The following is a 23835-nucleotide window of genomic DNA, read 5'->3' as shown; positions in this document are numbered from 1 at the left end:
ACCCCGGAGTATTTTTGCCAAGATGAAGGGCTGAAGGATGGAGCTTCCGAGACAGGCGCGGGTGGTGATCATCGGAGGCGGGGTTTCCGGCTGCTCGGTCGCCTATCATCTGGCGAAGCTGGGCTGGACTGATGTGGTTCTGCTGGAGCGCAGGCGGCTGACCTGCGGCACCACCTGGCATGCGGCGGGGCTGGTGGGGCAGTTGCGCGGATCGCAGAACATGACGCGGCTGGCGAAGTATTCGGCCGATCTCTACGCCGGGCTGGAGGCCGAGACGGGGGTGGCCACCGGCCTGCGGCAGGTGGGGTCGATCTCGGTCGCGCTGACGGCGGAGCGGCATGAGGAATTGCTGCGGCAGGCGAGCCTGGCGCGGGCCTTCGATGTCGAAGTGGCCGAAATCGGGCCTGCCGAGGTGAAGGCAATGTATCCGCATCTGGAGGTGGGCGATGTGGTGGGTGCGGTGCATCTGCCGGGCGACGGGCAATGCGACCCGGCCAATATCGCCATGGCGCTGGCCAAGGGCGCGCGGATGCGGGGCGCGCGCATCGCCGAGGGCGTGAAGGTGACCGCCGTGACGCAGGCGGGCGGCCGGGTCACCGGCGTCGACTGGCAGGCGGGCGAGACGCGTGGCCATATCGCCGCCGGGATGGTGGTGAATTGCGGCGGCATGTGGGGCCGCGATCTGGCCGCCAGCTCGGGCGTCAGCCTGCCGCTGCATGCCTGCGAGCATTTCTATCTGGTGACCGAGCCGATCGCGGGCCTGGGCCATCTTCCGGTGCTGCGGGTGCCGGACGAATGCGCCTATTACAAGTCCGACGCGGGCAAGATGATGCTGGGGGCCTTCGAGCCGAAGGCCAAGCCCTGGGGCATGGCCGGCATCCCCGAGGAATTCGAATTCGACGCCCTGCCAGAGGATTTCGCGCATTTCGAGCCGATCCTGGAGATGGCGACGGCGCGAATGCCGATGTTCCAGACGGCCGGCATCCATACATTCTTCAACGGGCCCGAAAGCTTCACCCCCGACGACCGCTATTATCTGGGCGAGGCGCCGGAATTGGGCGGCTACTGGGTCGCGGCGGGCTACAATTCCATCGGCATCGTCAGTTCAGGCGGCGCCGGGATGGCGCTGGCGCAATGGATGGAAGACGGGGTGCCGCCCTTCGATCTGTGGGAGGTGGATATCCGCCGCGCCCAGCCCTTCCAGCGCAACCGCCGCTATCTGCGCGAACGGGTAAGCGAGACGCTGGGCCTGCTTTACGCCGATCACTGGCCGAACCGGCAGATGGCGACGGCGCGCGGCGTGCGGCGATCGCCCATCCATGAACACCTGAAGGCCCGCGGCGCGGTGTTCGGCGAGGTCGCGGGATGGGAGCGGGCGAATTGGTTCGCGCGCGACGGCCAGGCCGCCGAATATCGCTATTGCTGGGGCAAGCCGAACTGGTTCGAGAACCAGCGCGCCGAGCATATGGCGGTGCGCGAGGGCGTGGGTCTGTTCGACATGACCTCGTTCGGCAAGATCCGGGTCGAGGGGCCGGGCGCGCTGCGCTTCCTGCAGCGGCTTTGTGCAAACCAGATCGACGTGGCGGCGGGGCGGATCGTTTATACTCAGATGCTGAACCTCCGTGGCGGGATCGAGAGCGACCTGACGGTGACGCGGCTATCCGAGGCCGCCTTTCTGCTGGTTGTGCCCGGCGCCACCTTGCAGCGCGATCTGGCCTGGCTGCGCCGGCATCTGGGCGGGGATCTGGCGGTGATCACCGATGTTACGGCGGCCGAGGCGGTGTTCTGCCTGATGGGTCCCGGGTCGCGCGAGGTGCTGGCCCGGGTCAGCCCCGACGATCTATCGAACGCCGCCCATCCCTTCGGGGTTGCACGCGAGATCGAGATCGGCATGGGGTTGGCCCGGGCCCATCGGGTTTCCTACGTCGGCGAGTTGGGGTGGGAGCTTTATGTTTCCACCGATCAGGCCGCGCATGTGTTCGAGGCGCTGATGGAAGCCGCGCCCGAGCTGACGCTTTGCGGGCTTCATGCGCTGGACAGCTGCCGGATCGAGAAGGGCTTTCGCCACTTCGGCCATGACATCACCGACGAGGATCATGTGCTGGAGGCCGGGCTGGGCTTTGCCGTGAGGGAGGACAAGGGCGATTTCATCGGCCGCGAGGCGGTGCTGCGCAAGCGCGCGGCGGGGCTGGGGCGGCGGCTGGTGCAGTTCCTGCTGGAGGATCCCGAAGCGATGCTGTTCCACAACGAGGCGCTGGTCCGGGACGGACGGATCATCGGCGTGGTGAGTTCGGGCAATTACGGCCATGCGCTTGGGGGCGCGGTGGGGCTGGGCTATGTCCCCTGTGCGGGAGAGAGCGCGGCGGAGGTGCTGGCCTCGGCCTATGAGATCGAAATCGCGGGGCGGCGGGTGGCGGCAACAGCAAGCCTTGCGCCGATGTATGACCCCAAGGCCGAACGGATGCGGATGTAGCAGGCCTCGGCGGCGGGGGCCTGCCCCCCGTCGTCATTGTCGCTCGGACCGCTGGCGCGACGATGCGCGCGCCCCCGTGGAGTATTTTTGCCAAGATGAAAGGGCAATCGGACGGAAGCGGCGAGCGGGTGCCGCGTTTCGCTCCGGGCGCGGCGGACCCACGGCAGGCGGCGCGACGCGATCCTGGCGCGGGCGCCCTGCATGGTGCCGCCCGATATCGACGCGCAGGTGCGAGCAGGCAGGAAGATCCACGTCGCGGGGTACGCCCCTGCCCGTTCAGGTCTTCGGGGCAAGGTGCTTCAGCGCGGCGCGGATCAGAGCGGCGGCCTCGGCCTCGGGGTCGGCGTCCGAGGCCAGCGCCACCGCCTCGGCCGCGTCGGACTGGTTGTACCCCAGGTTGACCAGCGCCGAGAGCGCATCCGCCGCCTGGATCGCCCGCGCCTGCGCCGCCGAGGGCACCGCCGGGGCCTGACGCGCAGGCTTGGCCGTGGGGGCCGCGGGCTCGATCACCTCGCCGTCGTCTGACGGCGCGGCCGCCGCCGCCAGCCCGCCCGCGCGCGCCATGACCGAAGGCGCCTTGGTCTTCAGCTCCATCACCACGCGCTGCGCGATCTTTGGGCCGACGCCAGGCGCGGCGGTGATCGCCTTGGCATCCCCCAGCGCGATCGCCCGCGCCGTGCCTTCCGCCCCCAGCGCCCCCAGGATCGCCATCGAGGCCTTGGCGCCGATGCCCTGCACGCCCATCAACAGGCGATGCCATTCCTTTTCCAAAAGCGTCGGAAAACCGAAAAGCTGCAATAGCTCCTCGCGCACCAGAAGGTCGGTATAAAGCGCGCAGGCCTCTCCCACCCCAGGCAGAGCCGCAAGCGTACGATCCGAAACATGGACGATATAGCCCACGCCGCGCACGTCGATCAGCACATGGTCGGTGCCGCGATATTCGATCCGCCCGGCGATGCGGCCGATCATCGCCCAGCCTCCGCCTTGGCCAGTGCGGCCACCAGACGGCCGGCAGATTGCAGGTGATGGGCGTGGCAGATGGCGATGGCCAGCGCATCCGCCGCGTCCGGCCCGTCGATCTGCACACCGGGAAGCTGCAGCCGCACCATGTGGTCGATCTGCGCCTTGGCAGCATGGCCGACGCCGACGACCGCCTTCTTCACGGCGTTCGGGGCGTATTCGCCCACCTCAAGGCCGAACTGCGCCGGCACCAAAAGCGCGATCCCCCGCGCCTGCCCCAGCTTCAGCGTCGCCACCGCGTCCTTGTTGACAAAGGTATGTTCCACCGCTGCATGGCCCGGCCCATATCGGTGCAGCACGTCGGAAAGCTGGGTATGCAACGTCAGCAGCCGCGCCGACAGATCGCCCGAATCGGAATGGCAGATGCCGTTCGCGACATGGCTGATACGGGTGCCGGCCACGTCGATCACCCCCCAGCCGAGGTTGCGAAGGCCGGGGTCGATCCCCAATACGCGCATTCTGCCCCCTCGATTTGTGTCTTTTTTCACGCACTAGCACGAATGGCGAACACCCGCCAGTGCCGCGCCATGCCGCACCGCCGATATTCGCAATGCCGCATCGCAGCATAAAGGAGGAGAAATACGCCGCTCCAACGCCTGTATGCGACTGTTTTGGAAGGCTACTGCTCGAATTGCCGCAGGTGCAAGAAACCGACCTGCGGGGGCATGCGAAAATTGCATAGAAGCCATGCGATTGCCCCGCTTGCCGCATCAAATCGGCTCGACTAATTGGCAGCCATCCAAAGGAGATGCCCGCTTCTCGGGCAGTTTGTGAAAGGAAACCGTCATGGCCGCCTATGAGACGACCCGCCCGGCGCCCCTTGGCGCCATCACCACCTTCCACCTGGTTCAGAGCATCTGGACCCTGGTGCATAAGCTGCGCGACTGGAATGACGTGCGTCTGACCCGCCACGCGCTGGACAAGCTGAGCGATCGCGAGCTGGAAGATATCGGCCTGTGCCGCGGCGATATCGACGGCCTCGGCAAGCAGCGCCTGTAAATCCTTCTTTCCGGCCTTCCATGCGCCGGACCATCGAACGCCGCACCGCAAGACCGGGGCGGCGTTCCGCATTTCAGAAGCCCGGCTCCAGCCCCCGGAACGGTAGCGACCGCAGGCCCCTGCCCGGCGTTCGCATTGCCACGCCGGCCCTCTTGGCGGCTGCGGCGCCAGTTCCCGCCCGGTCCCGATTAGTGCATATGTCCTTGAGGCTGCGGCACCACCCCCCGGAAGACCCCAAGGTCGGGCGGCCTGCCGGCCCCCGCCCGCCTAGCGCAGCAGTCGTTTCGTCGACGCGGCCAGAAAACGGGTGACCGGATCCGCCTGCATCAGCACCGCGCCATAATGCGTGAAACCGGTGGCGGCGCGCATCTCGGTCACGCGGGCCTGATAGGCGCTGGCGCCCAGATGGCTGTAAATCATGGTCTTGAGCCCGAAGACCGCCACCAGCACGATCAGCAAGGGCCGAAGGAGCGCCCCCCAGGGCCGGCGCGCCCGATGGCGGCGCTGATGACGGGCGGTGTCGGCGGTCTCGAACCTTGCACCGCGCTGATAGGCGTCGTGGATACGTTTCAGACGGCCATTGAAATTGGCAAGATTGGGATCTGCCATTCGTCAACTCCCGAAGCAGGCCCCATCCACAAGGACTGTTCTGCGTCGGGAAAGTGGCGGAATTAGGGCAAATTTCCCCTATTTTCCCCGCTTCAGTGTCAACGTGGTCCAATCCCCCAGGATTTGCCGCGTTTCGAGAACAATGCCCTGCTCCTGATAGGCATTGATCACCGTTTCGGCCTGGGTGTTGAGCAGCCCCGACAGAATCACCCTTCCGTCGGGGGCGACGTGATCGGCCATCGCGGGCGCCAGCGCGACCAGCGGCCCCATCAGGATATTGGCGAAGACAAGGTCGAACGGCGCAGCGGCGGCCAGGCGCGGATGGTCGAAGCCGGTGGCCTCGAGGCACAGAACCCGCCCGCCAAGCCCGTTCACCGCCACGTTGGCCTGCGCCACCTCGACCGCGACCGCGTCGATATCCGAGGCCAGCACCGGGTTCGGCCAGATCGAGGCCGCCGCCATCGCCAGCACCGCCGTGCCGCAGCCGATATCGGCGACGTTGCGGCCCACGAACCCCGCCCGGTCGAGCGCGCCGAGCGCCAGCAGGCAACCCAGCGTGGTGCCGTGATGCCCGGTGCCGAAGGCCATCGAGGCCTCGATCATCAGCGCGATCTTGCCCTGGGGAACCTTGTCGGCATCGTGGCTACCGTAGACGAAGAAGCGCCCGGCCTCGACCGGGGCCAGTTCACGCCGCACCTTGGCCACCCAATCGACATCGGGCAGTTCGGACACGCTGAAGGGCCTGGCGTCGAAGGCCGCGGCCAGAAGGGCAAGGTCGGCCTCGGACGGCGCGGCGTCGAAATAGGCGCCCACCTCCCACAGGCCCGACCCGTCCTCGATCTCGAAGACGCCGACGCCGGTGGGCGCGGGCTGCATCCGCTCCATCGCCTCCGAAAGCGCGGTGGCCGGGCCCTCTCCGGGCAGGGTGGTCAGGGCGGAAAAGGTGGGCATGATCGGTCACTCCTGGGTCGCCCCGGGGGTAAGGCGCGGCGGCACAGCGGTCAAGCGCAATGCCCCGGCGCAAGCGCCGCGGCGGCCCTAGCCGCCCTGCATGTAGGGCATCAGCACCACTTCGCTGTCGGGCTTGATCGGGGTGAACCAGGCTTCGCGGTAGATCTTGCCATCCACCGCCAGCGACACGCCGCGTTCGATCTGCGGCCCAAGGCCGGGGTAGTCGGCGGAAAGCCGGTCGAGCAGCTGCTTGAAATTCGTAGCCTCGACCTCGACCTCCGCCGCCCCGTCGGTGGCGTGGCGCAGGCTGCCCCAGATCGCCACCTTCACCATCGTCCTAGCCCTTCGCCATCATCGCCTTGAGGATCTTCGGCGGCGACATCGGCAATTCGCGCAGCCGCACCCTGGCCGCGCGGCTGACCGCATTCGACAGCGCCGCCAGGGGCGGCACGATCGAGGTCTCGCCCACCCCGCGCACCCCATAGGGATGGCCCGGGTTCGGCACCTCGACGATCACCGTGTCGATCGGCGGCAGATCCGAGGCCACGGGGATGCGGTAGTCCAGGAAGCCCGCGTTCTGCAGCCGCCCGTCCTCGCCGTAGATATATTCCTCGTTCAGCGCCCAGCCGATGCCCTGGGCGGCACCGCCCTGCATCTGGCCCTCGACGTAATCGGGATGGATCGCCTTGCCCGCGTCCTGGAACACCGTGTAGCGCAGCACCTTGGTGAAGCCGGTCTCGGGATCCACCTCGATGTCGCACAGATGCACGCCAAAGCTGACCCCCGCCCCATCGGCGGTGGATTCGCAATGGCCCGCGATCGGCCCGCCGGTCTTGAGGCTGGTGGCGGCGATCTCGGCCAGGCTCATGGGCGGGAACTTTCCGGCGTTGGGTCCGGCGGGCTGCGCCGCGCCATCGACCCATTCCACCGCGTCGGGTTCGATCCCCCAGATCTTCGCCGCCCGGGCGCACATCTTCTGGGTCGCCTCGCGCGCCGCGCGGATCGTTGCAAGGCCGACCATGAAGGTCACGCGGCTGCCGTCGGTGGTGTCGGAATGGCCGATGCTGGCGGTATCGGCCACCAGCGTGCGCACCCGCTCATAGGGGATGCCCAGTTCCTCGGCCGCGATCATCGAAATGGACGCGCGCGAACCGCCGATATCGGGGTTGCCTTCGGTCACGCTGACCGTGCCGTCGGTGTTGACCGACAGCGTCACCGAGGAATTGCCGCCGAAGTTGAACCAAAAGCCGCACGACAGCCCCCGGCCCTGGTTCGGACCAAGGGGGGCGCTGTAATGCGGATGTGCCTTGGCGGCCTCCAGCGCGGCCTTCAGGCCGATGTCCTGGAACGTCACGCCATAGCTTGACTTGGTGCCCTTGTCGGCGGCGTTCTGCAACCGCACGTCGATCGGGTCGAGGCCCAGTTCCTGGCACATCTCGTCGATCACGCTTTCCACCGCGTAGATCGCCGTCGGCGCGCCCGGCGCACGGTAGGAAATTTCCTTCGGGCGGTTGGTCAGCGCATTCCAGCCGACCGTCTTCACCGCCTCCAGATCGTAGGGGGCGAAAGCCGCCTGCGCGCCCATCATGCAGGTCGAGTTCGGATAGCAGCCGCCCGAATAGCGCAGCGTCGCCTCGGCGGCGGTGATGCGGCCGTCCCTGGTCATGCCGATCTTCACGTCGGTCGAGCTTTGGATCGTCGGGCCCGAGGCGCGGAACACCTCATCGCGGGTCATCACCAGCTTTACCGGGCGCCCGGCCTTGCGGCTTAGCGCCAGCGCCACGGGTTCGATGAACACCGTGGTCTTGCCGCCAAAGCCGCCGCCGATCTCGGAGGGCGTCACCTTCAGCTGGCTCGCGTCCATTTCCAGGATGCCGGCGCAGGTCTCGCGCACCATGTACTGGCCCTGGGTGCAGCACCACAGTTCGCCCCGCCCGTCGGGGCCGACCGAGGCCAGGCAGGCATGGGGTTCGATATAGCCCTGATGCGTCGCCTCGGTCTTGAAGCTGCGCTCGACGATCAGGTCGGCCTTGGCAAAGCCGTCCTCCAGATCGCCATGGCCGAATTCGCAATGGTTGGTGACGTTTTGCGACCAGCCTTCGGGCACTTCCTCATAGGCGCGGCCCTCCAGCACCACCGGCGCGTCGGCCTTCATCGCCGCGTCCACGTCGGTGACATGGGGCAGCTTCTCGTAGGTCACCTCGATCGCGGCCAGCGCGGCCTTGGCGGCCTGCGCGCTGGTCGCCGCCACCGCCGCCACCGGGTGCCCGTCGTAAAGCACCTTGTCATGGGCAAGGCAGTTGTCCTGCGTGTCGCGCAGCGCCTCGTCGGCGGGGCGGCCCAGATCGGCCGAGGTCACGACCGCCTTCACGCCGGGGATCTTCTCGGCCTTGGAGGTGTCGATCCTGACGATCCTGGCATGGGCATGGGGGCTGCGCAGCACGCGCGCCACCAGCATGCCCGGCGCCGACAGGTCCGCGCCATACATCGCCCGGCCGGTGACCTTGTCGATCCCATCGGGGCGCACCGGGCGAGTGCCGACAACCTTGAAGTCACGCTTCTTCTGTTCGTCGAAGGCCATGTTACGCACTCCTCAGTTTCTGGGCGGCATCCTGCACGGCGCGGATGATCTTGTCATAGCCGGTGCAGCGGCAAAGGTTCCCCGCCAGCCAGTAGCGTACCTCCTCATCCGTGGGCTCGGGGTGCTTTTCCAGCAGCGCCTTCGAGGCCACCAGGATACCCGGCGTGCAGATCCCGCATTGCAGCGCGGCATGGTCAAGGAAACTTTGCTGCAGCACATGCAGCTTGTCGCCGTCGGCGATGCCCTCGACGGTGCCGATCTCGGCGCCTTCGGCCTCGGCCGCCAGCACCAGGCAGGAACAGACCAGCCGGCCATTCAGCGTAACGCTGCAAGCGCCGCAATCGCCGGTGCCGCAGCCTTCCTTGGCGCCGGTCAGGCCCAGCCGGTCGCGCAGGGCGTCCAGCAGGGTCTCATCCGGGGCGCAGACGAAATCGGCCTCGTCGCCGTTTACCCGGGTCGATACATGGATCTTCTTCATGCGCGGCCTCCTGCGCGGTCATAGGCGATGCGAGCGGCGCGCTTGGCCAGCACGCCAGCCACATGGGTGCGGAACTCGGCGGTTCCGCGCTTGTCGTCGATCGGCTTGCACGCGGCCTCGCAGGCCCTGACAAGCGCGGCCAGCGCCGGCTCTTCCAGCTTGGAACCCACCAGCGCGGCGCCGGCCTCTTCCACCAATATAGCGGTCGGCGCGACCGCGCCCAGGGCAACGCGCGCCTCCTTGACCGTGCCGTCCTCGGCCAGCACCAGATTCACCGCGGCGCCGGCGACAGCGATGTCCATCTCGGTGCGCGGGATGAAGCGCAGATAGGCGTCACCCGACCGATCGGGCCGGGCCGGCAGCAGGATCGAGGCGATGAACTCTCCCCGGCCCAGAGAGGTCTTGCCAGGCCCGGTCGGGATCTCGGCCACCGGACAGTCGCGCTCGCCCTCGGGGCCTGCGATCCGCGCCACCGCCTGCGCCGCGATCTGCGCCGGCACGCCATCGGCGGCGGGCGATCCGTTGCACAGATTGCCCGCCATCGTCGCGCGGCCCTGGATCTGGGTCGATCCGATCAGATTCACCCCCTCGACGACGCCCGGCCAGGCCGCGACCAGTTCCGCATCTTCCTGCATCTCGGCGCCGGAAACGGCCGCGCCGATGCGAAAGCCCCCGCCTTCGCGGCTGATGTCGCGCAGCCCGGGCAGATGCTTGATGTCGACGATCACCTCGGGGCTGCGCACCCCGGATTTCATCTGCACCAGCAGATCGGTTCCACCGGCGAGGACGCGCGCGGCCTCCTCCATAAGCAAGGACGCGGCCTCGGCCGCGGTTTTGGGTATGGCGTATCGCATGAATCCGTTCCTCTCTGGCCCAAGCCGGGGCCGGTACGCGCAAAGCCTATCAGCGCTTTCAGGGGAAGAGCAACCGGGGCTGCGACATTTTGGCGAAGCCCCGCGCAGCCCTTTCATCGTTCGCCAAATACGCCGCGGCCCGTCGGGTCAGGCGCCGCCCCCGCCGCCTTCCAGCAGCGCGCGGATCTCGGCCACCTTGGTCGCCACCAACGCCCGGTCGCCACGCGATTCCACGTTCAGCCGCACCACCGGCTCGGTGTTGGACGAGCGCAGATTGAAGCGCCAATCCGCAAAGCTCACGCTGATCCCGTCCATCTCGTCGCGCGCTTCCGCGTCGCGTTCATAGGCCGCCACCACCCGCGTGATCGCCGCCTTGGGATCGTCGAGGCGAAAGTTGATCTCTCCCGAGGACGGAAAGGCCGCCATGCGCGCCTCGACCAGCGCCGCCAGCCCCTGCCCGCGCCGGCCGATCAATTCGGCCACCAGCAGCCAGGGAATCATCCCGCTGTCGCAATAGACGAAATCGCGGAAATAATGATGCGCCGACATCTCGCCGCCATAGATCGCGCCCGCGTCGCGCATCGCCTGCTTAATGAAGGCGTGGCCAGTGCGCGACTGCACCGCCTGCCCGCCCGCCCTGGCCACCATGTCCTGCGTGTTCCAGATAATCCGCGGATCATGGATCACCGTCTCGCCCGGGTTCTTTTCCAGGAAGGCCGCGGCCAGAAGCCCCACGATGTATTCACCGTCGATGAAGCGCCCATTCGCATCGAAGAAGAAGCATCGGTCGAAATCGCCGTCCCAGGCCACGCCCAGGTCGGCGCCCGCGGCGCGCACCGCATCCGCCGTGACCGGCTGGTTTTCAGGCAAGAGCGGGTTCGGGATGCCGTTCGGAAAGCTGCCATCGGGCGCATGATGCACGCGCACGAACTCCAGCGGCGCGCCCCGCTCGACCAGCGCCGCGGCGATCGCGTCGAACGTGGGGCCCGCCGCGCCGTTGCCCGCGTTCACCACGATCTTCAGCGGCCGCAACGCCCCGATGTCTACGAAGGACAGGCAGCGTTCCACATAGGCCCTGCGCGCGCCCTCGGCCGGGCGCCGCGTGCCTTGCCGCGCAGGGCCGAACTCGGCCCGCTCCGCCGCCGCCTTGATCGCGGCCAGCCCGTTTTCCGCGCCCAGCGGGGCCGAGCCGGCACGCACCATCTTCATGCCGTTGTAATCCATCGGATTGTGCGAGGCCGTCACCTCGATCCCGCCATCCGCGCCGAAATGGGTCGTCGCGAAATACATCTCTTCGGTGCCGCAAAGACCCAGATCCAGAACCTCGGCCCCGGCCGCCAGAAGGCCCCGCACCGCCGCCTCGGTCAGCGCCTCGGACGAGGCGCGGCAATCGCGCCCGATCACGACGCGCCGCGCGCCAAGCACCTGGGCAAAGGCCCGCCCGATGCGCTCGGCGATGCCCTCGTCCAGATCCACGCCAAGCCGCCCGCGGATGTCATAGGCCTTGAAACAGGTCAGTTCGCTCATCGCCGCCCCCTCTGCTGCCGGATGGCCCTGTTCTTGCATGCACGACGGCCCCGCACCAGCCTTCGGGCTTGCGGACGGGGCGGCAATCTTCATCATGGCCGCGAAAGGACGCGCCATGCCCGATGATGACCGCCTGATCTCCACCTGAAACCGCGCCCTCATCCGCAACACCGCCGGCCGCCCGGCGCCGCGCGCCGTCTCTAGCATACGCCAGCCGTCGCCCCGATCACCGCCGCCCTCACTGCCCTCGTCCAAGGAAAGATGCCATGAACGCCCCAACCGACCCCGCCAACATCACCCATTGGGACGCGCGCTGCGATCTGGCCGCCGCCTTCCGCTGGACCGCCCGGCTGAACCTGCACGAAGCCGTCGCCAATCATTTCAGCTATGCCGTGGATGACAGCGGCACCCGCTTCCTGATGAACCCGAACCTACGCCACTTCGCGCTGATCCGCGCCTCGGACCTGCTGGAAATCGACGCCGAGGATCCCGCGACGCTGACCCGCCCCGATGCCCCCGACCCCACCGCTTGGGGCCTGCACGGCGGCATCCACCGCGCCTGCCCGCAGGCACGCTGCGTGATGCATGTCCATTCGATTCACGCCACCGTCCTGGCCAGCCTCGCCGACTCGCGCCTGCCGCCGATCGACCAGAACTGCGCGATGTTCTTCAATCGCACGGTGATCGACAGCGCCTACGGCGGCCTGGCGTTCGAGGACGAGGGCGCCCGCTGCGCCCGCCTGCTGACCGACCCCAAGGTCAAGACGATGATCATGGGCAACCACGGCGTGCTGGTGATCGGCGACACGATTGCCGAAACCTTCAACCGGCTCTATTATTTCGAACGCGCTGCCGAAACCTACATCCGCGCCCTGCAAACCGGCCGGCCGCTGCGCATCCTGCCCGACGAGATCGCAGAAAAGACCGCGCGCGAGCTTGAGGACTACCCCGTCGACAGTGCAGCCGCCCATCTGCGCGACCTGCGCGAGATCCTCGACCGCGAAGGCAGCGACTACGCTACCTGATCCCCCTTTCATTGTTCCCAAAATACGCCGGCTGCACCCGCAACCAAAGCCCCAACTTCGCCTACGAAGGCCACGCCGCCTTGCAGCCGCTCGCGGCGCGCGGCCGAGGCGTCAGTGGCCCGCGCTTTCCATCCTGCGATGCGCGATCACCTCTTCCAGCCAGCCCAGCTTCATCTCGGGCACCGAAGACAGCAAAAGATCAGTGTAATCGTCGAACGGAGGCGCCAGCACCTCGGATTTCGTGCCGTAACGCACCACCTCTCCCTGATACATCACCGCGATCGAATCCGCGATCGCGCGCACCGTCGCCAGATCGTGGGTGATGAACAGATAGGCCACCTGCTCGATCTTCTGCAGGTTCAACAGCAGCTTCAGGATCCCGTCCGCCACCAGCGGATCAAGGGCCGAGGTCACCTCGTCGCAGATGATCATCTTCGGCTTGGCCGCCAGCGCCCGGGCAATGCAGACGCGCTGCTTCTGGCCGCCCGACAGCTCGGCCGGGTAGCGGTCGATGAAGCCCTCGCCCATCTCGATCTCGTCCAGCAGTTCCTGTACGCGGCGCCGCTTCGCCGCGCCTTTCAGGCCGAAGTAGAATTCCAGCGGCCGGCCGATGATCGTGCCGACCGTGTGGCGCGGGTTCATCGCCGTGTCGGCCATCTGGTAGATCATCTGCAGTTCGCGCAGATCCTCGCGCGTGCGGGACTTCAGATCGGGGCCGAGCCGGCGCCCGGCGACGACGATCTCGCCCTGCGAAGGCGGCAGCAGCCCGGTGATCACCCGCGCCAGCGTCGACTTGCCAGAGCCGCTTTCGCCCACCACCGCCAGCGTCTGGCCCGGCGACAGATCGACCGAGATGTCCCTGAGCACGTCGAAACGGGTTCCGCTGTAGCGCGCGGTCACGCCCTTCACGCTCAGCACCGGCTCGGCCGTGGGGGTCTTCTCTTCGTGCTCGACGCCGCGCACCGAGACCAGCGCGCGGGTGTATTCCTGCTGAGGCGCCTCGATGATCTGACGCACGGGGCCGTATTCCACCGTCTTGCCGCCGCGCAGCACCATGATGTCATCGCTGACCTGCGCCACCACCGCCAGATCGTGGGTGATATAAAGCGCCCCGACCCCGGTGTCGGCGATCGCCTCCTTGATCGCGGCCAGCACATCGATCTGGGTGGTCACGTCCAGCGCGGTCGTGGGCTCGTCGAAGATCACCAGGTCGGGTGCGGGACACAGCGCCATCGCCGTCATCGCCCGCTGCAACTGCCCGCCCGATACCTGGTGCGGATAGCGCCGGCCGAAGGTTTCGGGATCCGGCAGGCCCAGCTTGGCGAACAGCTCCACCGCGCGTGCCTCTGCGGCCGCGCGCGGCATCAGCCGATGCTGCAGCGTGGTCTCGATGACCTGATCCATCAGCCGTTTCGCCGGGTTGAAGGCCGCCGCCGCCGATTGCGCGACATAGGTGACCTCGCGCCCGCGCGCGGCGCGCATTCCCGCCGGGCGCAGCTTGCGCAGATCGCGCCCGTTCAGCACGATCTCGCCCCCGGTGATACGCACCCCGCCCCGGCCATAGGCCATGGCCGAAAGCCCGATGGTGGACTTGCCCGCGCCGGATTCGCCTATCAGCCCCAGCACGCGGCCCTTTTCCAGCGCGAGGGACACGTCATCGACAATGACGATCTCCTGCGGGGGCTCTCCGGGCGGGTAGGCGGTGGCCTCGATGCGCAGGTTTCGGATTTCCAGAAGCGTGTCAGCCACCGCGGCCCCCTTTCAGGCTGGTCGTGCGATTGAGGATCCAATCGGCCACCAGATTGACCGAAATCGCCAGCGCGGCGATCGCCACCGCCGGATACAGTGCCGCCGTCACCCCATAAACCAGCCCATCCTTGTTTTCCTTCACGATGCCGCCCCAGTCGGTCAGCGGCGGCTGCACGCCAAGGCCCAGGAACGACAGTGTCGACAGCAGCAGCACCTGGAAGATGAAGCGCAGCCCCATCTCGGCCACCAGCGGGCTCAGCGCGTTGGGCAGCACCTCGCGGAAGATGATCCACAGCCGGCCTTCACCGCGCAGGCGGGCGGCCTCGACGTAATCCATCACGGTGATGTCCACCGCCACGGCGCGCGCCACCCGGTAGGGGCGCGTGGCGTCGAGAAAGCCCATCACCAGGATCAGCACCGTGGTGCTGGGCGGGATCACCGTCAGCACCACCAGCGCGAAGATCAGCGACGGGATCGACATGACCAGATCGACGAAGCGCGAGATCGCCTGATCGACCCAGCCGCCCATGACGGCGGCAATGAAGCCCAGCGTGGCACCGGTGCCGAAGCTGAGGATGGTCGCGACGGTGGCGATCCAGATCGTGGTGCGCCCGCCCCAGATCATCCGGCTCAGCACATCGCGCCCGATGCCGTCGGTGCCCAGCCAGTGGCTGGCCGAGGCCGCCTTCCAGACGCCGCCCACCGCGGCGCCCAGGGGATAGGGGGCGATCCAGGGCGCAAGGATCGCGGCCAGGAAGAAGCCTGCGGTTATGATCAGCCCGACCAGGGCCGAAAGGGGGATGTTCCTCATTTCGGGTGCCTCAGCCTGGGATTGGTCAGGATCGAGATCACATCGGCCAGCATATTCAGCCCGATATAGACTGCCGCGAAGATCAGCGCGCTGGCCTGCACCACCGGGATGTCGCGCTTGGCGACGTGATCGACCAGGTACTGGCCCATGCCGGGATAGGTGAAGACGACCTCGGTCACCACGATGCCGACGACCAGATAGGCGAGGTTGATCATCACCACGTTGACGATCGGAGAGATGGCGTTGGGGAAGGCATGGCGCGCGATGATCAGGAAGGGGCGCAGGCCCTTCAGCTCGGCCGTCTCGATATAGGCCGATTGCATCAGGTTCAGCACCGCCGCGCGGGTCATGCGCATCATCTGGCCCTGCACCACCAGCACCAGCACCAGGGCCGGCAGGATCACCGCGTGAAGTTTCTGAAAAAGGCTCATCCCCGGATAGATCGTCGCCACCGAGGGCGCGATGCGCAGCTGCACCGCCAGGAAATAGATCACGATATAGCCCAGCAGGAATTCCGGCAGCGAAACCGAGGTCAGTGTCACCGCTGAGATCAGCTTGTCGGGCCAGCGATCGCGGTAGCGCACCGCGATCAGGCCCAGTGTCACCGCCAGCGGCACCGCGATCACCGCCGCGACCGAGGCCAGGAACAGTGTGTTCGCCAGCCGCCCCGCGATCGCGGTCGCGATATCTTGGCCATTGGTCAGCGAATGGCCCAGATCGCCGTGCAGCACACCCCCCAGCCATTCGAAATAGCGGATATAGGCCGGCTGGTTCAGCCCCAGCTCGGCCCGCAGGTTGGCCAGCGCCTGGGGCGTGGCCGATTGCCCCAGGATCGCCTGGGCCACGTCGCCGGGCAGGATGTTGGTGCCCACGAAGATCAGCACCGATGCCGCAAGCAGCAGCAGCAGGCCCAGCGCGATGCGCTGGGCAACCAGTTTCGCGACGACATTCATCGGCTTACGTCTGATAGCACAGCACGCCGGCCAGGCCGTTCATCATGTCGCCGTTGGGGTTCGCTTGCCACCCCGCGATCCTGGTATTGTCATAGGCATTGAGGAACTGATTGAACATCGGGTTGATCAGCCCGCCCTTGTCGCGGATGATCATGCCCGCCTCGCGGTAAAGCTCCTTGCGCTTCGCGCGATCCAGTTCCCCACGCGCCTCGACGATGATCTTGTCGAACTTCTTGTCGAAGAAACGCGTGTCATTCCAGGCCGCCGAAGAGATATAGGCGGTGGAATACATCTGGTCCTGGGTCGGGCGCCCGGCCCAGTACGAGGCCGAGAACGGCTTCTTGTTCCAGACTTCCGTCCAGTAGCCATCGTTCGGGGCGCGCTGCACCTTGATCTTGAGGCCCGCCTTGGCCGCGCTTTGCTGGAACAGCTGCGCGGCGTCCACCGCGCCCGAGAACGCGCCATCCGCGGTGATCAGCACGATCTCACCGTCATGACCCGATTTCTTCAGGTGGTGCCGGGCCTTGTCGGGATCATAGCTGCGCTGCGGAATGTCGTCCGAGAACAGCGGATAGGCCTTGTTCACCGGCATGTCGTTGCCGACCGAGCCATAGCCCGCAAGGATCTTCTTCACCAGCTCCTCGCGGTCGATGCCCAGCTTCAGCGCCAGGCGCAGGTGATTGTCCGAGAACGGCTTGGTGTTGCAGAACATGTTGAAGCAGTAAAAGCCGCGACCGCTGGTCACCGCCACCTCCAGATGCGGCGCCCGCTTCAGCAGATCGGCCACGCGCGGCTCGACCGAGTTGACCATCTGCACCTGCCCCGATTGCAGCGCCGCGTTGCGGGCGGTGGAATCGTTGATCACCAGCATCTGGATCTGGTCGAAATGCCCCACGTCCTTGTCCCAGTACTCCTGGAACTTCTCGAACTGGATCCGCACGCCGGGTTCGAAATGCGCGATCTTGTAGGGTCCCGCGAAGATCCCCGCGCCGGGATCGCCCATGCCGCCGCCGGGCTGGATGACAAGGTGATAATCGGACATCAGATAGGGCAGGTCGGCATTCGCGGTATTAAGCTCGACGATGAAGTTGTCGCCATCGACCTTCATCGACGCGATCCCCTTCATGATGCCCAGCGCACCGGATTTCGATTTCTTGTCCGAATGGCGCTGCATCGTCTTCATGACGTCATCGGGGGTCAGCGGCTTGCCGTTGTGGAACGTCACCCCCTTGCGGATCTTGAAGGTCCAGGTCTTCGCGTCCTTGGAGCTGGAAACCTCTTCGGCCAGCTTCATCATGACGGAGCCATCCGGCGCCACATCCGTCAAACGATCACCCGCCGTCTGCAGGTACATGTAGGGCACCTGGCTGGCCGCCAGCGCGGGATCCAGCGAATCCGTGCTTTGCCCGCCGCCAAGCCCCATCGTCAGCATGCCGCCGTTCTTCGGCCCCGCGGCTCGGGCGGCCCCGGACAGCATCGTGTTCGCAGCCACCGAGGTGACCCCCAGCGCGGCGGCGCGGCCCAGGAAAGCGCGGCGGTTCAGCCGGCCGGCGGCCGCCCGGGCCGCAAGGTAACGCAGTTCGTCGTTCATCTGAAAGTCCCTCCCATGGTCGAATTCGTTTTTTGTTGACTATCCGATCAATAACCCGCCTGGCGGCGTTGCGGCAACGATTTCCTCCCCCCCGACTGCCAGGGCGCGTTGCACGGGCCGAGCCATCGGGCCGCGCGGGGCTGGATCAAGGTCAACATGGTGTGGCCGCACTATCGGGGCCTCATCCCTTCATGTCCACAGTACCGGACGCATTTTTTACCAAAGCTTCACGCTCGGCCCCGGAAGTCGACGGCGCGCAAAGCGGCATTTCCGCCCCGCGGCGCCCGGCGGCGAAAAAAGCCCTTCGTGTCGGCGAACGGGCCCGGCCGCCTGACGCGTCTTGCAACGCCGCCCGAACCCTGCGGCCCCTTCCCTTCGAAGGGCTTTGCGCCTATAGGGGCCGCGAACCGAAGGAGCCGGACGATGAGCACGCAGCAGGGCAGCGCCAACCTCAACCTGATGATCAAGGCCGCGCGCCGTGCGGCCCGCAGCCTGGTCAAGGATTTCCGCGAGGTCGAAAACCTGCAGGTGTCCTCGAAAGGCCCGGGCGATTTCGTCAGCCGCGCCGACATCGCCGCCGAGAAGATCATCCGCGAGGAGCTGATGGGAGGCCGTCCCACCTATGGCTGGGTCGGCGAGGAAAGCGCCCCGGTCGAGGGCGAGGACCCGACCCGGCGCTGGATCGTCGATCCGTTGGACGGCACGACGAACTTCCTGCATGGCCTGCCGCACTGGGCGATCTCGATCGCGCTGGAGCACAAGGGAGAGATCACCGCCGGCGTGGTCTACGACGCCGCCAAGGATGAACTGTTCTGGGCCGAGAAGGGCGCCGGCGCCTGGATGAACGACCAGCGGCTGCGGGTCTCGGGCCGGCGCAACATGCTGGAATGCATCTTCGCCACCGGCGTGCCGTTCGGCGGGCGCTCGACCCTGCCGGCGACGCTGGCCGACCTGGGCCGCCTGATGCCGGTCTGCGCCGGCGTGCGGCGCTGGGGGGCGGCAGCGCTCGACCTCGCCTATGTCGCGGCGGGACGGTATGACGGCTATTGGGAGCGCGGGTTGAACAGCTGGGACATGGCCGCCGGGCTGATCCTGGTGCGCGAAGCCGGCGGCATGATCGGGCCGCTGCGCGAGAGCGACGACATCCTGGGCAAGGGCGCGGTGATCGCCGCGAACAACCAGATCTTCGCCCCCTTCGCCAAGGTGCTCCGCGCCGGCTGACCGCGCCGTGCGGTCAGCGCTTCCCCTCAGCAAGGTTACCGCCGCAGAGACGCGCGCCAAAGCTGTTATGCGGGCAGGAATGGCACCAGCACCCCGACCCTACCCCCCCTGCCGGAACATTCCCGGCAGGTGCGCCAATCGTCAGGAAGCGATCACCGTACACCCTTTCCTGGCCCAAGCGAATGCAGTTGGGTGGCGGCCACGAGCAGCTTGCGGGGCCCGCTTCTGGCCCCGCCGCAGCGGTCACAGCTGCGCGGCCACCTCTTCGGGCACGTCGAAATTCGCCGTGACGTTCTGCACGTCGTCGTCGTCTTCCAGCGTGTCGATCAGCTTCATCAGCTTTTGCGCGGTCTCCAGATCCACCTCGGTCCGGGTCTGCGGGCGCCACACCAGCTTGGCCGTGTCGCTTTCGCCAAGCGCGGCCTCCAGCGCGGCCGACACGTCGTTCAGATCGGTATCCGCACAGTAAATGTAATGACCCTCGGCGTCGCTCTCGACATCCTCGGCCCCGGCCTCGATCGCGGCCATCATCACGGTATCCGCATCGCCGGCCTCGGGCTTGTAGACGATCTCGCCCACCCGGTCGAACATGAAGGAAACCGATCCGGTCTCGCCCAGATTGCCGCCATGCTTGGTGAAGTAGCTGCGCACGTTCGACGCGGTGCGGTTGCGGTTGTCAGTCATCGCCTCGACGATGATCGCGATGCCATTGGGGCCGTAGCCCTCATAGCGGATCTCGTCGTAGTTCTCGGCATCGCCCCCTGTCGCCTTCTTGATGGCGCGGTCGATCACGTCCTTGGGCATCGAGTTCGACTTGGCTTCCTTCACCGCAAGACGCAGGCGCGGGTTCTTTTCGGGATCCGGGTCGCCCATCTTGGCGGCCACGGTGATTTCCTTGGCGAATTTCGAGAACAGCTTCGAGCGCGCGGCATCCTGCCGACCCTTGCGATGCTGGATATTGGCCCATTTGGAATGGCCTGCCATGACCTTCTCCGTCCCACGACTTCATGAATTCGGGCTTCTATACGGCAGGCCCGGGGGGCGGGGCAAGCCCGGGCGCCCGGGCTTGCCGGAGCAGGGCGCCCTCAAAGTCTAGCCGCGCGGCGCGGCGGCGCGGCGCAGGCGGTCGTTGATCGCGCGGCCAAGGCCATGATCGGGCACCGGCGCCACGGCGATGGTGCGCCCCTTCGCCATTGCATCAGCGCGGTGCAGCAGATGGAAAAGCTTTGCCGCCGCCTCGACCATGTCCCCCAAGGGCGACAGGTTCAGCGCCGCGCCCGCGCAGTCCGGGCCAAAGCCAAGCCACAGCTCATCTTCCGCCGGGGTGGTCACGTTCAGCCGCACCGCCGCCCCCGGCGCGTAATGCGAGGCCAGCTGGCCCGGCGCGTTGGGCCTGTCGCCGGCGCCCTCGGCCCCGATCAAAAGCGCCGCGCCAAGGCAGGCCTCCAGCGCCTCCAGCGGCAGCCCACCCGGGCGCAGCAGGCGCGCAGCCCCCAAAAGGCTCACGATGGTCGATTCCACCCCCACCGGGCAGTCGCCGCCATCCACCACCGCCTCGATCCGGTCTGACAGGCCCGCCAGCACATGCGCGGCGCGCGTCGGGCTGATCCGCCCCGAGGGATTGGCCGACGGCGCCGCCACCGGCCCGCCGAAGGCGCGCAACAGGGCCCGCGCCGTGGGATGTTCCGGCACCCGCAGCGCCACGCTGTCCAGCCCCGCCGTGACCAGCGGCGACAGCCCCGCGCCCGCGCGCAGCGGCAGCACAAGCGTCAGCGGTCCGGGCCAGAAGGCATCGGCAAGCCGCTCGGCGCGGTCGTCGAAGACGGCGATCTCGCGCGCCGCGGCGATATCGGGCAGATGGGCGATCAGCGGATTGAAGCGCGGACGGCCCTTGGCCTCGAAGATCCGCGCGACCGCTTGATCCGAGCGCGCGTCACCGCCCAGGCCATAGACCGTCTCGGTCGGGAAGGCGACGAGGCCGCCCTCGGACAACAGCCGGGCGGCATGGGCCAGCCCCTCGGGGGTGTCGGGCAGGGTGTGGGTGGCAATCGGGTCGGACATGGCGCGAAAACTTGACGGGACGGCGGGGCGACGGGGCGGCTGTGACGTGGCGTTGGGCTTGAAGGCCGCTGCCCTTGCGTTAGGTTGGCGCGGCACTGCCCACATACGCGTGCGGCGCGCCCATCACAAGCCGCACCGCGGTCCGCACCAAGGAGAGCCCCATGCCCTATCGCGCGCCGGTCAGCGAATACCGCTTCATCCTGGACCATGTCGCGGGCTTCGGCCGCGTCGCCGCGACGGACCGCTTCTCCGAAGCCGGCGGCGACACCGTCGAGGCCATCCTGACCGAGGCCGGCAAGCTGTGCGAAACCGCACTTGCCCCCCTGCAACGCACCGGCGACCTGCAGCCTGCGGTGCTGGAAAACGGCGTCGTGCGCACCACCCCGGGCTTCGCCGAGGCCTATGCCCAGATCGCGACGGGCGGCTGGGTCGCGATCTCGGCCGATCCTGCGCATGGCGGCATGGGCCTGCCGCTGACCGTGACCACCTGCGTCAACGACATGATGAGCGCAGCCTGCCTGTCGCTGCAGCTCAACCCGCTGATGACCCAGGGCCAGATCGAGGCGCTGGAACACCACGCCTCGGACGCGTTGAAGGCGATCTACCTGCCCCGGCTGGTGTCGGGCGAATGGTGCGGCACGATGAACCTGACCGAACCGCAGGCCGGATCGGATGTCGGCGCGCTTTCCACCAAGGCGGTGCCGAATGGCGACGGGACCTATGCGATCACCGGGCAGAAGATCTTCATCTCCTGGGGGGACAACGACTTTTCCGGCAATGTTTGCCACCTGGTGCTGGCCCGCCTGCCCGACGGCGCGCCGGGCACCAAGGGGATCAGCCTGTTCATGGTGCCGAAGTTCATCCCCGACGAAAACGGCAATCCGGGCAAGCGCAATTCCCTGTCGGTGGTCAGCCTGGAACACAAGATGGGCCTGCACGGCAGCCCCACGGCGGTGATGGCCTACGAGGGAGCGACCGGCCGGCTGGTGGGCGAGGAACATGGCGGCATGAAGGCCATGTTCACCATGATGAACAACGCCCGGCTCGGCGTCGGCGTGCAGGGCATCGGCGTGGCCGACGGCGCCTATCAGCATGCGCTGGCCTATGCGGGCGAACGCCGTCAGGGCCGCACACCGGACGGCAGCGCGACGATCCTGGGCCATGCCGACGTGCGCCGGATGCTGGCGACAATGAAGGCCCAGACATTCGCCGCCCGCGCCATCGCGCTGAACTGCGCCGTCGCGCTGGACATGGCGCGCGCGACGGGCGAGGCCGACTGGGCCGCCCGCGCGGCCCTGCTGACCCCGATCGCCAAGGCCTTCGGCACCGATACCGGCATCGAGGTGGCAAGCCTGGGGATGCAGGTCCACGGCGGCATGGGCTTCATCGAGGAATCGGGCGCGGCGCAATATCTGCGCGACGTGCGAGTGACGGCGATCTATGAGGGCACCAACGGCATCCAGGCGATGGATCTGGTGGGCCGCAAGATGATGGACGGGGGCGAGGCCGCCTTCCACCTGATCGAGGAGATCCAGGAAGGCGTGGAAGCCGCCCGCGCCGCCCTGCCCGAACTGGCCGGCGCCGTCTGGGAGGCCGCGGAATCGCTGCGCGAGGGGGTCGAGGCGCTGATCGGCGCGGACATGCAGGACCGTTTTGCCGGCGCCGTGCCGTTCCTGCGCGCCTTCGCGCTGGTGCTGGGGGCCGATGCCCATCTGCGCGCCGCGATGGCCGAGGGCGCAGACGGGCCGCGCCGACGCCTGGCGCGGGTCTTCATCCGGCGGCTGTTGCCCGATCACGCCGCGCTGCTGGCGCAGGCCGGCGCCGGGGCCAAGGATCTGTACGCGCTGAGCGCCGAGGATCTGGGTGCATGACCGATCTGCAGCCCCTGCAGATCCGCACCCCCTGGCAAGATCCGCCCGCGGACGGCGGCGCGATCGAGGTTGCCGAGGGCGTGCTGTGGCTGCGCCTGCCGCTGCCGATGCGCCTCGATCACGTCAATGTCTATGCACTGGACGAGGGCGACGGCTGGACCCTGGTCGACACCGGCTTTGACACGCGTCACGCGCGCAAGATCTGGGCCCGGCTGCTGCAAGGGCCGCTGGCCGGGCGCCCGGTGCGCAGGGTGATCGCAACCCATCACCACCCCGACCACCTGGGCCTGGCGGGCTGGTTCCAGACCGAACACGGCGCGGAACTGGCGATGCCCCGGCTGGGCTGGTTCATGGCGCGGATGCTGCTGCTGGACGAAGAGGCCCTGCCCAGCCCGCAGACCCTGGCCTTCTGGCGCGCGCTGGGGATGGACCCCGAGGTTTATGCCAGGCGCGCCGCCGAACGGCCCTACAATTTCTCCGATGTGGTGGCACCGATGCCGTCCGGCTTCACCCGCATATCGGACGGCGATGTGATCGAGATCGGTGGCCGGCGCTGGGACGTGCGCTTCGGCCATGGCCACGCCCCCGACCACGCCACCTTCTGGAGCCGCGACGACGACCTGGTGCTGGCGGGCGATCAGCTGCTGCCCTCGATCTCGCCCAACCTCGGGGTGCACACGACCGAGCAGGGCGCCGATCCGGTGGGCGAATGGCTTGACAGCTGCGCCCGTCTTGCCGCCTTCGCCGAGGATCGGCATCTGGTGCTGCCCGGCCACAAGCTGCCGTATCGCGGCCTGCCGCTGCGGATGCGCCAGCTGGCGGAAAACCACATCAACGCGCTGACGCGGCTGCTTGACCACCTGGAAACGCCGCGCAAGGCGGGGGAATGCTTCGTGCCGATCTTCAAGCGCGAGATCGGCGGCGATCAATACGGGCTGGCACTGTCCGAGACGGCCGCGCATCTGAACCATCTGTGGCGCCGCGGGCAGATTCGGCGCGACACGGACCCGGACGGTGCCTGGATCTGGCGGCGGGCCTAGGCAGCACCTTCTGGTGCGGCG

Annotated in this window: 21 protein-coding genes; 6 read left to right on the top strand and 15 right to left on the bottom strand. The window is 67.6% G+C overall.

All coding sequences use genetic code 11. The features are described 5' to 3' along the window. The first annotated feature begins 37 nt into the window (after window positions 1–37). Window positions 38–2473: a GcvT family protein gene (locus tag BLV97_RS03440; protein WP_035841905.1), complete on the top strand. Its 2436-nt coding sequence runs from the start codon at window positions 38–40 to the stop codon at window positions 2471–2473. A gap of 276 nt (window positions 2474–2749) precedes the next feature. Here the strand turns inward: BLV97_RS03440 and ruvA are convergent, their stop codons facing one another. Both ruvA and ruvC read right to left on the bottom strand, forming a co-directional pair. After that, window positions 2750–3442, bottom strand: coding sequence for a Holliday junction branch migration protein RuvA (gene ruvA / locus BLV97_RS03435; protein ID WP_035841904.1), 693 nt, complete (start codon window positions 3440–3442; stop codon window positions 2750–2752). Continuing rightward, entirely contained in the window at window positions 3439–3951 is a 513-nt protein-coding gene (ruvC, locus tag BLV97_RS03430; protein WP_035841903.1) for a crossover junction endodeoxyribonuclease RuvC, read from the bottom strand. Before ruvC ends, ruvA begins: the two co-directional genes overlap by 4 nt. 328 nt (window positions 3952–4279) lie before the next feature. On the opposite strand from ruvC, the gene BLV97_RS03425 reads away from it, so the two are divergent. Further along, window positions 4280–4492: a DUF1127 domain-containing protein gene (locus tag BLV97_RS03425; RefSeq protein ID WP_035841901.1), complete on the top strand. Its 213-nt coding sequence runs from the start codon at window positions 4280–4282 to the stop codon at window positions 4490–4492. Window positions 4493–4759: 267 nt separating this feature from the next. Here BLV97_RS03425 and BLV97_RS03420 read toward each other — a convergent pair whose 3' ends face one another. The 7 genes from BLV97_RS03420 to BLV97_RS03390 form a co-directional block, all read right to left on the bottom strand. Continuing rightward, the gene (locus tag BLV97_RS03420; protein WP_035841899.1) at window positions 4760–5101 is read right to left on the bottom strand and encodes a hypothetical protein; all 342 of its coding nucleotides are present in this window, start codon (window positions 5099–5101) and stop codon (window positions 4760–4762) included. A 78-nt stretch (window positions 5102–5179) separates the two neighbouring features. Next, the gene (locus BLV97_RS03415; protein ID WP_035841897.1) at window positions 5180–6052 is read right to left on the bottom strand and encodes a 50S ribosomal protein L11 methyltransferase; all 873 of its coding nucleotides are present in this window, start codon (window positions 6050–6052) and stop codon (window positions 5180–5182) included. An 87-nt stretch (window positions 6053–6139) separates the two neighbouring features. Then, window positions 6140–6385, bottom strand: coding sequence for a MoaD/ThiS family protein (locus BLV97_RS03410; protein ID WP_035841895.1), 246 nt, complete (start codon window positions 6383–6385; stop codon window positions 6140–6142). Window positions 6386–6389: 4 nt separating this feature from the next. After that, entirely contained in the window at window positions 6390–8633 is a 2244-nt protein-coding gene (locus BLV97_RS03405; RefSeq protein WP_035841892.1) for a xanthine dehydrogenase family protein molybdopterin-binding subunit, read from the bottom strand. A gap of 1 nt (window position 8634) precedes the next feature. Next, window positions 8635–9111 carry a (2Fe-2S)-binding protein gene (locus BLV97_RS03400; protein WP_035841890.1) on the bottom strand — a complete coding sequence of 159 codons (477 nt, stop codon included), beginning with the start codon at window positions 9109–9111 and terminating at the stop codon, window positions 8635–8637. Continuing rightward, on the bottom strand, window positions 9108–9965 hold the full coding sequence (locus tag BLV97_RS03395) for an FAD binding domain-containing protein (RefSeq protein ID WP_035841888.1): 858 nt from the start codon (window positions 9963–9965) through the stop codon (window positions 9108–9110). The genes BLV97_RS03400 and BLV97_RS03395 overlap by 4 nt, the downstream gene beginning before the upstream one ends. A gap of 147 nt (window positions 9966–10112) precedes the next feature. Next, window positions 10113–11492: a phosphohexomutase domain-containing protein gene (locus BLV97_RS03390; protein ID WP_035841886.1), complete on the bottom strand. Its 1380-nt coding sequence runs from the start codon at window positions 11490–11492 to the stop codon at window positions 10113–10115. 266 nt (window positions 11493–11758) lie between these two features. Here BLV97_RS03390 and BLV97_RS03385 point away from each other — a divergent pair, with 266 nt between their 5' ends. Further along, window positions 11759–12517, top strand: coding sequence for a class II aldolase and adducin N-terminal domain-containing protein (locus tag BLV97_RS03385; protein ID WP_035841884.1), 759 nt, complete (start codon window positions 11759–11761; stop codon window positions 12515–12517). A gap of 111 nt (window positions 12518–12628) precedes the next feature. On the opposite strand, the gene BLV97_RS03380 is transcribed toward BLV97_RS03385, so the two are convergent. Genes BLV97_RS03380 through BLV97_RS03365 form a run of 4 tightly spaced genes read right to left on the bottom strand, consistent with a single transcriptional unit; the run spans window position 12629 to window position 17621 of the window. Then, window positions 12629–14266 carry an ABC transporter ATP-binding protein gene (locus BLV97_RS03380; RefSeq protein WP_035841881.1) on the bottom strand — a complete coding sequence of 546 codons (1638 nt, stop codon included), beginning with the start codon at window positions 14264–14266 and terminating at the stop codon, window positions 12629–12631. Further along, a complete protein-coding gene (locus tag BLV97_RS03375; protein ID WP_035841879.1) occupies window positions 14259–15077 on the bottom strand; it encodes an ABC transporter permease in 819 nt (272 codons plus the stop codon). The genes BLV97_RS03380 and BLV97_RS03375 overlap by 8 nt, the downstream gene beginning before the upstream one ends. Then, window positions 15074–16030 carry an ABC transporter permease gene (locus BLV97_RS03370; protein ID WP_035841877.1) on the bottom strand — a complete coding sequence of 319 codons (957 nt, stop codon included), beginning with the start codon at window positions 16028–16030 and terminating at the stop codon, window positions 15074–15076. The genes BLV97_RS03375 and BLV97_RS03370 overlap by 4 nt, the downstream gene beginning before the upstream one ends. A 4-nt stretch (window positions 16031–16034) precedes the next feature. Then, window positions 16035–17621 carry an ABC transporter substrate-binding protein gene (locus tag BLV97_RS03365; RefSeq protein ID WP_035841875.1) on the bottom strand — a complete coding sequence of 529 codons (1587 nt, stop codon included), beginning with the start codon at window positions 17619–17621 and terminating at the stop codon, window positions 16035–16037. 423 nt (window positions 17622–18044) lie between these two features. Here BLV97_RS03365 and BLV97_RS03360 point away from each other — a divergent pair, with 423 nt between their 5' ends. Beyond that, window positions 18045–18842: an inositol monophosphatase family protein gene (locus BLV97_RS03360; RefSeq protein WP_035841873.1), complete on the top strand. Its 798-nt coding sequence runs from the start codon at window positions 18045–18047 to the stop codon at window positions 18840–18842. Window positions 18843–19085: 243 nt separating this feature from the next. Here BLV97_RS03360 and BLV97_RS03355 read toward each other — a convergent pair whose 3' ends face one another. Next, window positions 19086–19826, bottom strand: coding sequence for a YebC/PmpR family DNA-binding transcriptional regulator (locus tag BLV97_RS03355; protein ID WP_035841871.1), 741 nt, complete (start codon window positions 19824–19826; stop codon window positions 19086–19088). Between the two features lie 108 nt (window positions 19827–19934). Then, window positions 19935–20903, bottom strand: a complete 969-nt coding sequence (locus tag BLV97_RS03350) for an L-threonylcarbamoyladenylate synthase (RefSeq protein ID WP_035841869.1) — start codon at window positions 20901–20903, stop codon at window positions 19935–19937. A gap of 161 nt (window positions 20904–21064) precedes the next feature. Here BLV97_RS03350 and BLV97_RS03345 point away from each other — a divergent pair, with 161 nt between their 5' ends. Continuing rightward, window positions 21065–22774, top strand: coding sequence for an acyl-CoA dehydrogenase (locus BLV97_RS03345; protein ID WP_035841867.1), 1710 nt, complete (start codon window positions 21065–21067; stop codon window positions 22772–22774). Then, complete coding sequence (locus BLV97_RS03340; protein WP_035841865.1) at window positions 22771–23814, top strand: MBL fold metallo-hydrolase; 1044 nt, start codon at window positions 22771–22773, stop codon at window positions 23812–23814. The genes BLV97_RS03345 and BLV97_RS03340 overlap by 4 nt, the downstream gene beginning before the upstream one ends. Window positions 23815–23835 lie beyond the last annotated feature (21 nt).

It is taken from the genome of Allgaiera indica (assembly GCF_900106675.1).
GTDB classification, from domain to species: domain Bacteria; phylum Pseudomonadota; class Alphaproteobacteria; order Rhodobacterales; family Rhodobacteraceae; genus Acidimangrovimonas; species Acidimangrovimonas indica.
The sequence above is the reverse complement of the archived record's forward strand: the minus strand, read 5'-3'. Positions and strand labels throughout refer to the sequence as shown.

What these genes read in the sequence shown, in the direction of transcription:
- BLV97_RS03375 (WP_035841879.1), bottom strand. Translation starts at nt 15,077, where the DNA reads ATGAGGAACATCCCCCTTTCGGCCCTGGTCGGGCTGATCATAACCGCA.
- ruvC (WP_035841903.1), bottom strand. Translation starts at nt 3,951, where the DNA reads ATGCGCGTATTGGGGATCGACCCCGGCCTTCGCAACCTCGGCTGGGGG.
- ruvA (WP_035841904.1), bottom strand. Translation starts at nt 3,442, where the DNA reads ATGATCGGCCGCATCGCCGGGCGGATCGAATATCGCGGCACCGACCAT.
- BLV97_RS03345 (WP_035841867.1), top strand. Translation starts at nt 21,065, where the DNA reads ATGCCCTATCGCGCGCCGGTCAGCGAATACCGCTTCATCCTGGACCAT.
- BLV97_RS03405 (WP_035841892.1), bottom strand. Translation starts at nt 8,633, where the DNA reads ATGGCCTTCGACGAACAGAAGAAGCGTGACTTCAAGGTTGTCGGCACT.
- BLV97_RS03360 (WP_035841873.1), top strand. Translation starts at nt 18,045, where the DNA reads ATGAGCACGCAGCAGGGCAGCGCCAACCTCAACCTGATGATCAAGGCC.
- BLV97_RS03420 (WP_035841899.1), bottom strand. Translation starts at nt 5,101, where the DNA reads ATGGCAGATCCCAATCTTGCCAATTTCAATGGCCGTCTGAAACGTATC.
- BLV97_RS03395 (WP_035841888.1), bottom strand. Translation starts at nt 9,965, where the DNA reads ATGCGATACGCCATACCCAAAACCGCGGCCGAGGCCGCGTCCTTGCTT.
- BLV97_RS03355 (WP_035841871.1), bottom strand. Translation starts at nt 19,826, where the DNA reads ATGGCAGGCCATTCCAAATGGGCCAATATCCAGCATCGCAAGGGTCGG.
- BLV97_RS03350 (WP_035841869.1), bottom strand. Translation starts at nt 20,903, where the DNA reads ATGTCCGACCCGATTGCCACCCACACCCTGCCCGACACCCCCGAGGGG.
- BLV97_RS03385 (WP_035841884.1), top strand. Translation starts at nt 11,759, where the DNA reads ATGAACGCCCCAACCGACCCCGCCAACATCACCCATTGGGACGCGCGC.
- BLV97_RS03390 (WP_035841886.1), bottom strand. Translation starts at nt 11,492, where the DNA reads ATGAGCGAACTGACCTGTTTCAAGGCCTATGACATCCGCGGGCGGCTT.
- BLV97_RS03440 (WP_035841905.1), top strand. Translation starts at nt 38, where the DNA reads ATGGAGCTTCCGAGACAGGCGCGGGTGGTGATCATCGGAGGCGGGGTT.
- BLV97_RS03340 (WP_035841865.1), top strand. Translation starts at nt 22,771, where the DNA reads ATGACCGATCTGCAGCCCCTGCAGATCCGCACCCCCTGGCAAGATCCG.
- BLV97_RS03410 (WP_035841895.1), bottom strand. Translation starts at nt 6,385, where the DNA reads ATGGTGAAGGTGGCGATCTGGGGCAGCCTGCGCCACGCCACCGACGGG.
- BLV97_RS03415 (WP_035841897.1), bottom strand. Translation starts at nt 6,052, where the DNA reads ATGCCCACCTTTTCCGCCCTGACCACCCTGCCCGGAGAGGGCCCGGCC.
- BLV97_RS03370 (WP_035841877.1), bottom strand. Translation starts at nt 16,030, where the DNA reads ATGAATGTCGTCGCGAAACTGGTTGCCCAGCGCATCGCGCTGGGCCTG.
- BLV97_RS03400 (WP_035841890.1), bottom strand. Translation starts at nt 9,111, where the DNA reads ATGAAGAAGATCCATGTATCGACCCGGGTAAACGGCGACGAGGCCGAT.
- BLV97_RS03365 (WP_035841875.1), bottom strand. Translation starts at nt 17,621, where the DNA reads ATGAACGACGAACTGCGTTACCTTGCGGCCCGGGCGGCCGCCGGCCGG.
- BLV97_RS03425 (WP_035841901.1), top strand. Translation starts at nt 4,280, where the DNA reads ATGGCCGCCTATGAGACGACCCGCCCGGCGCCCCTTGGCGCCATCACC.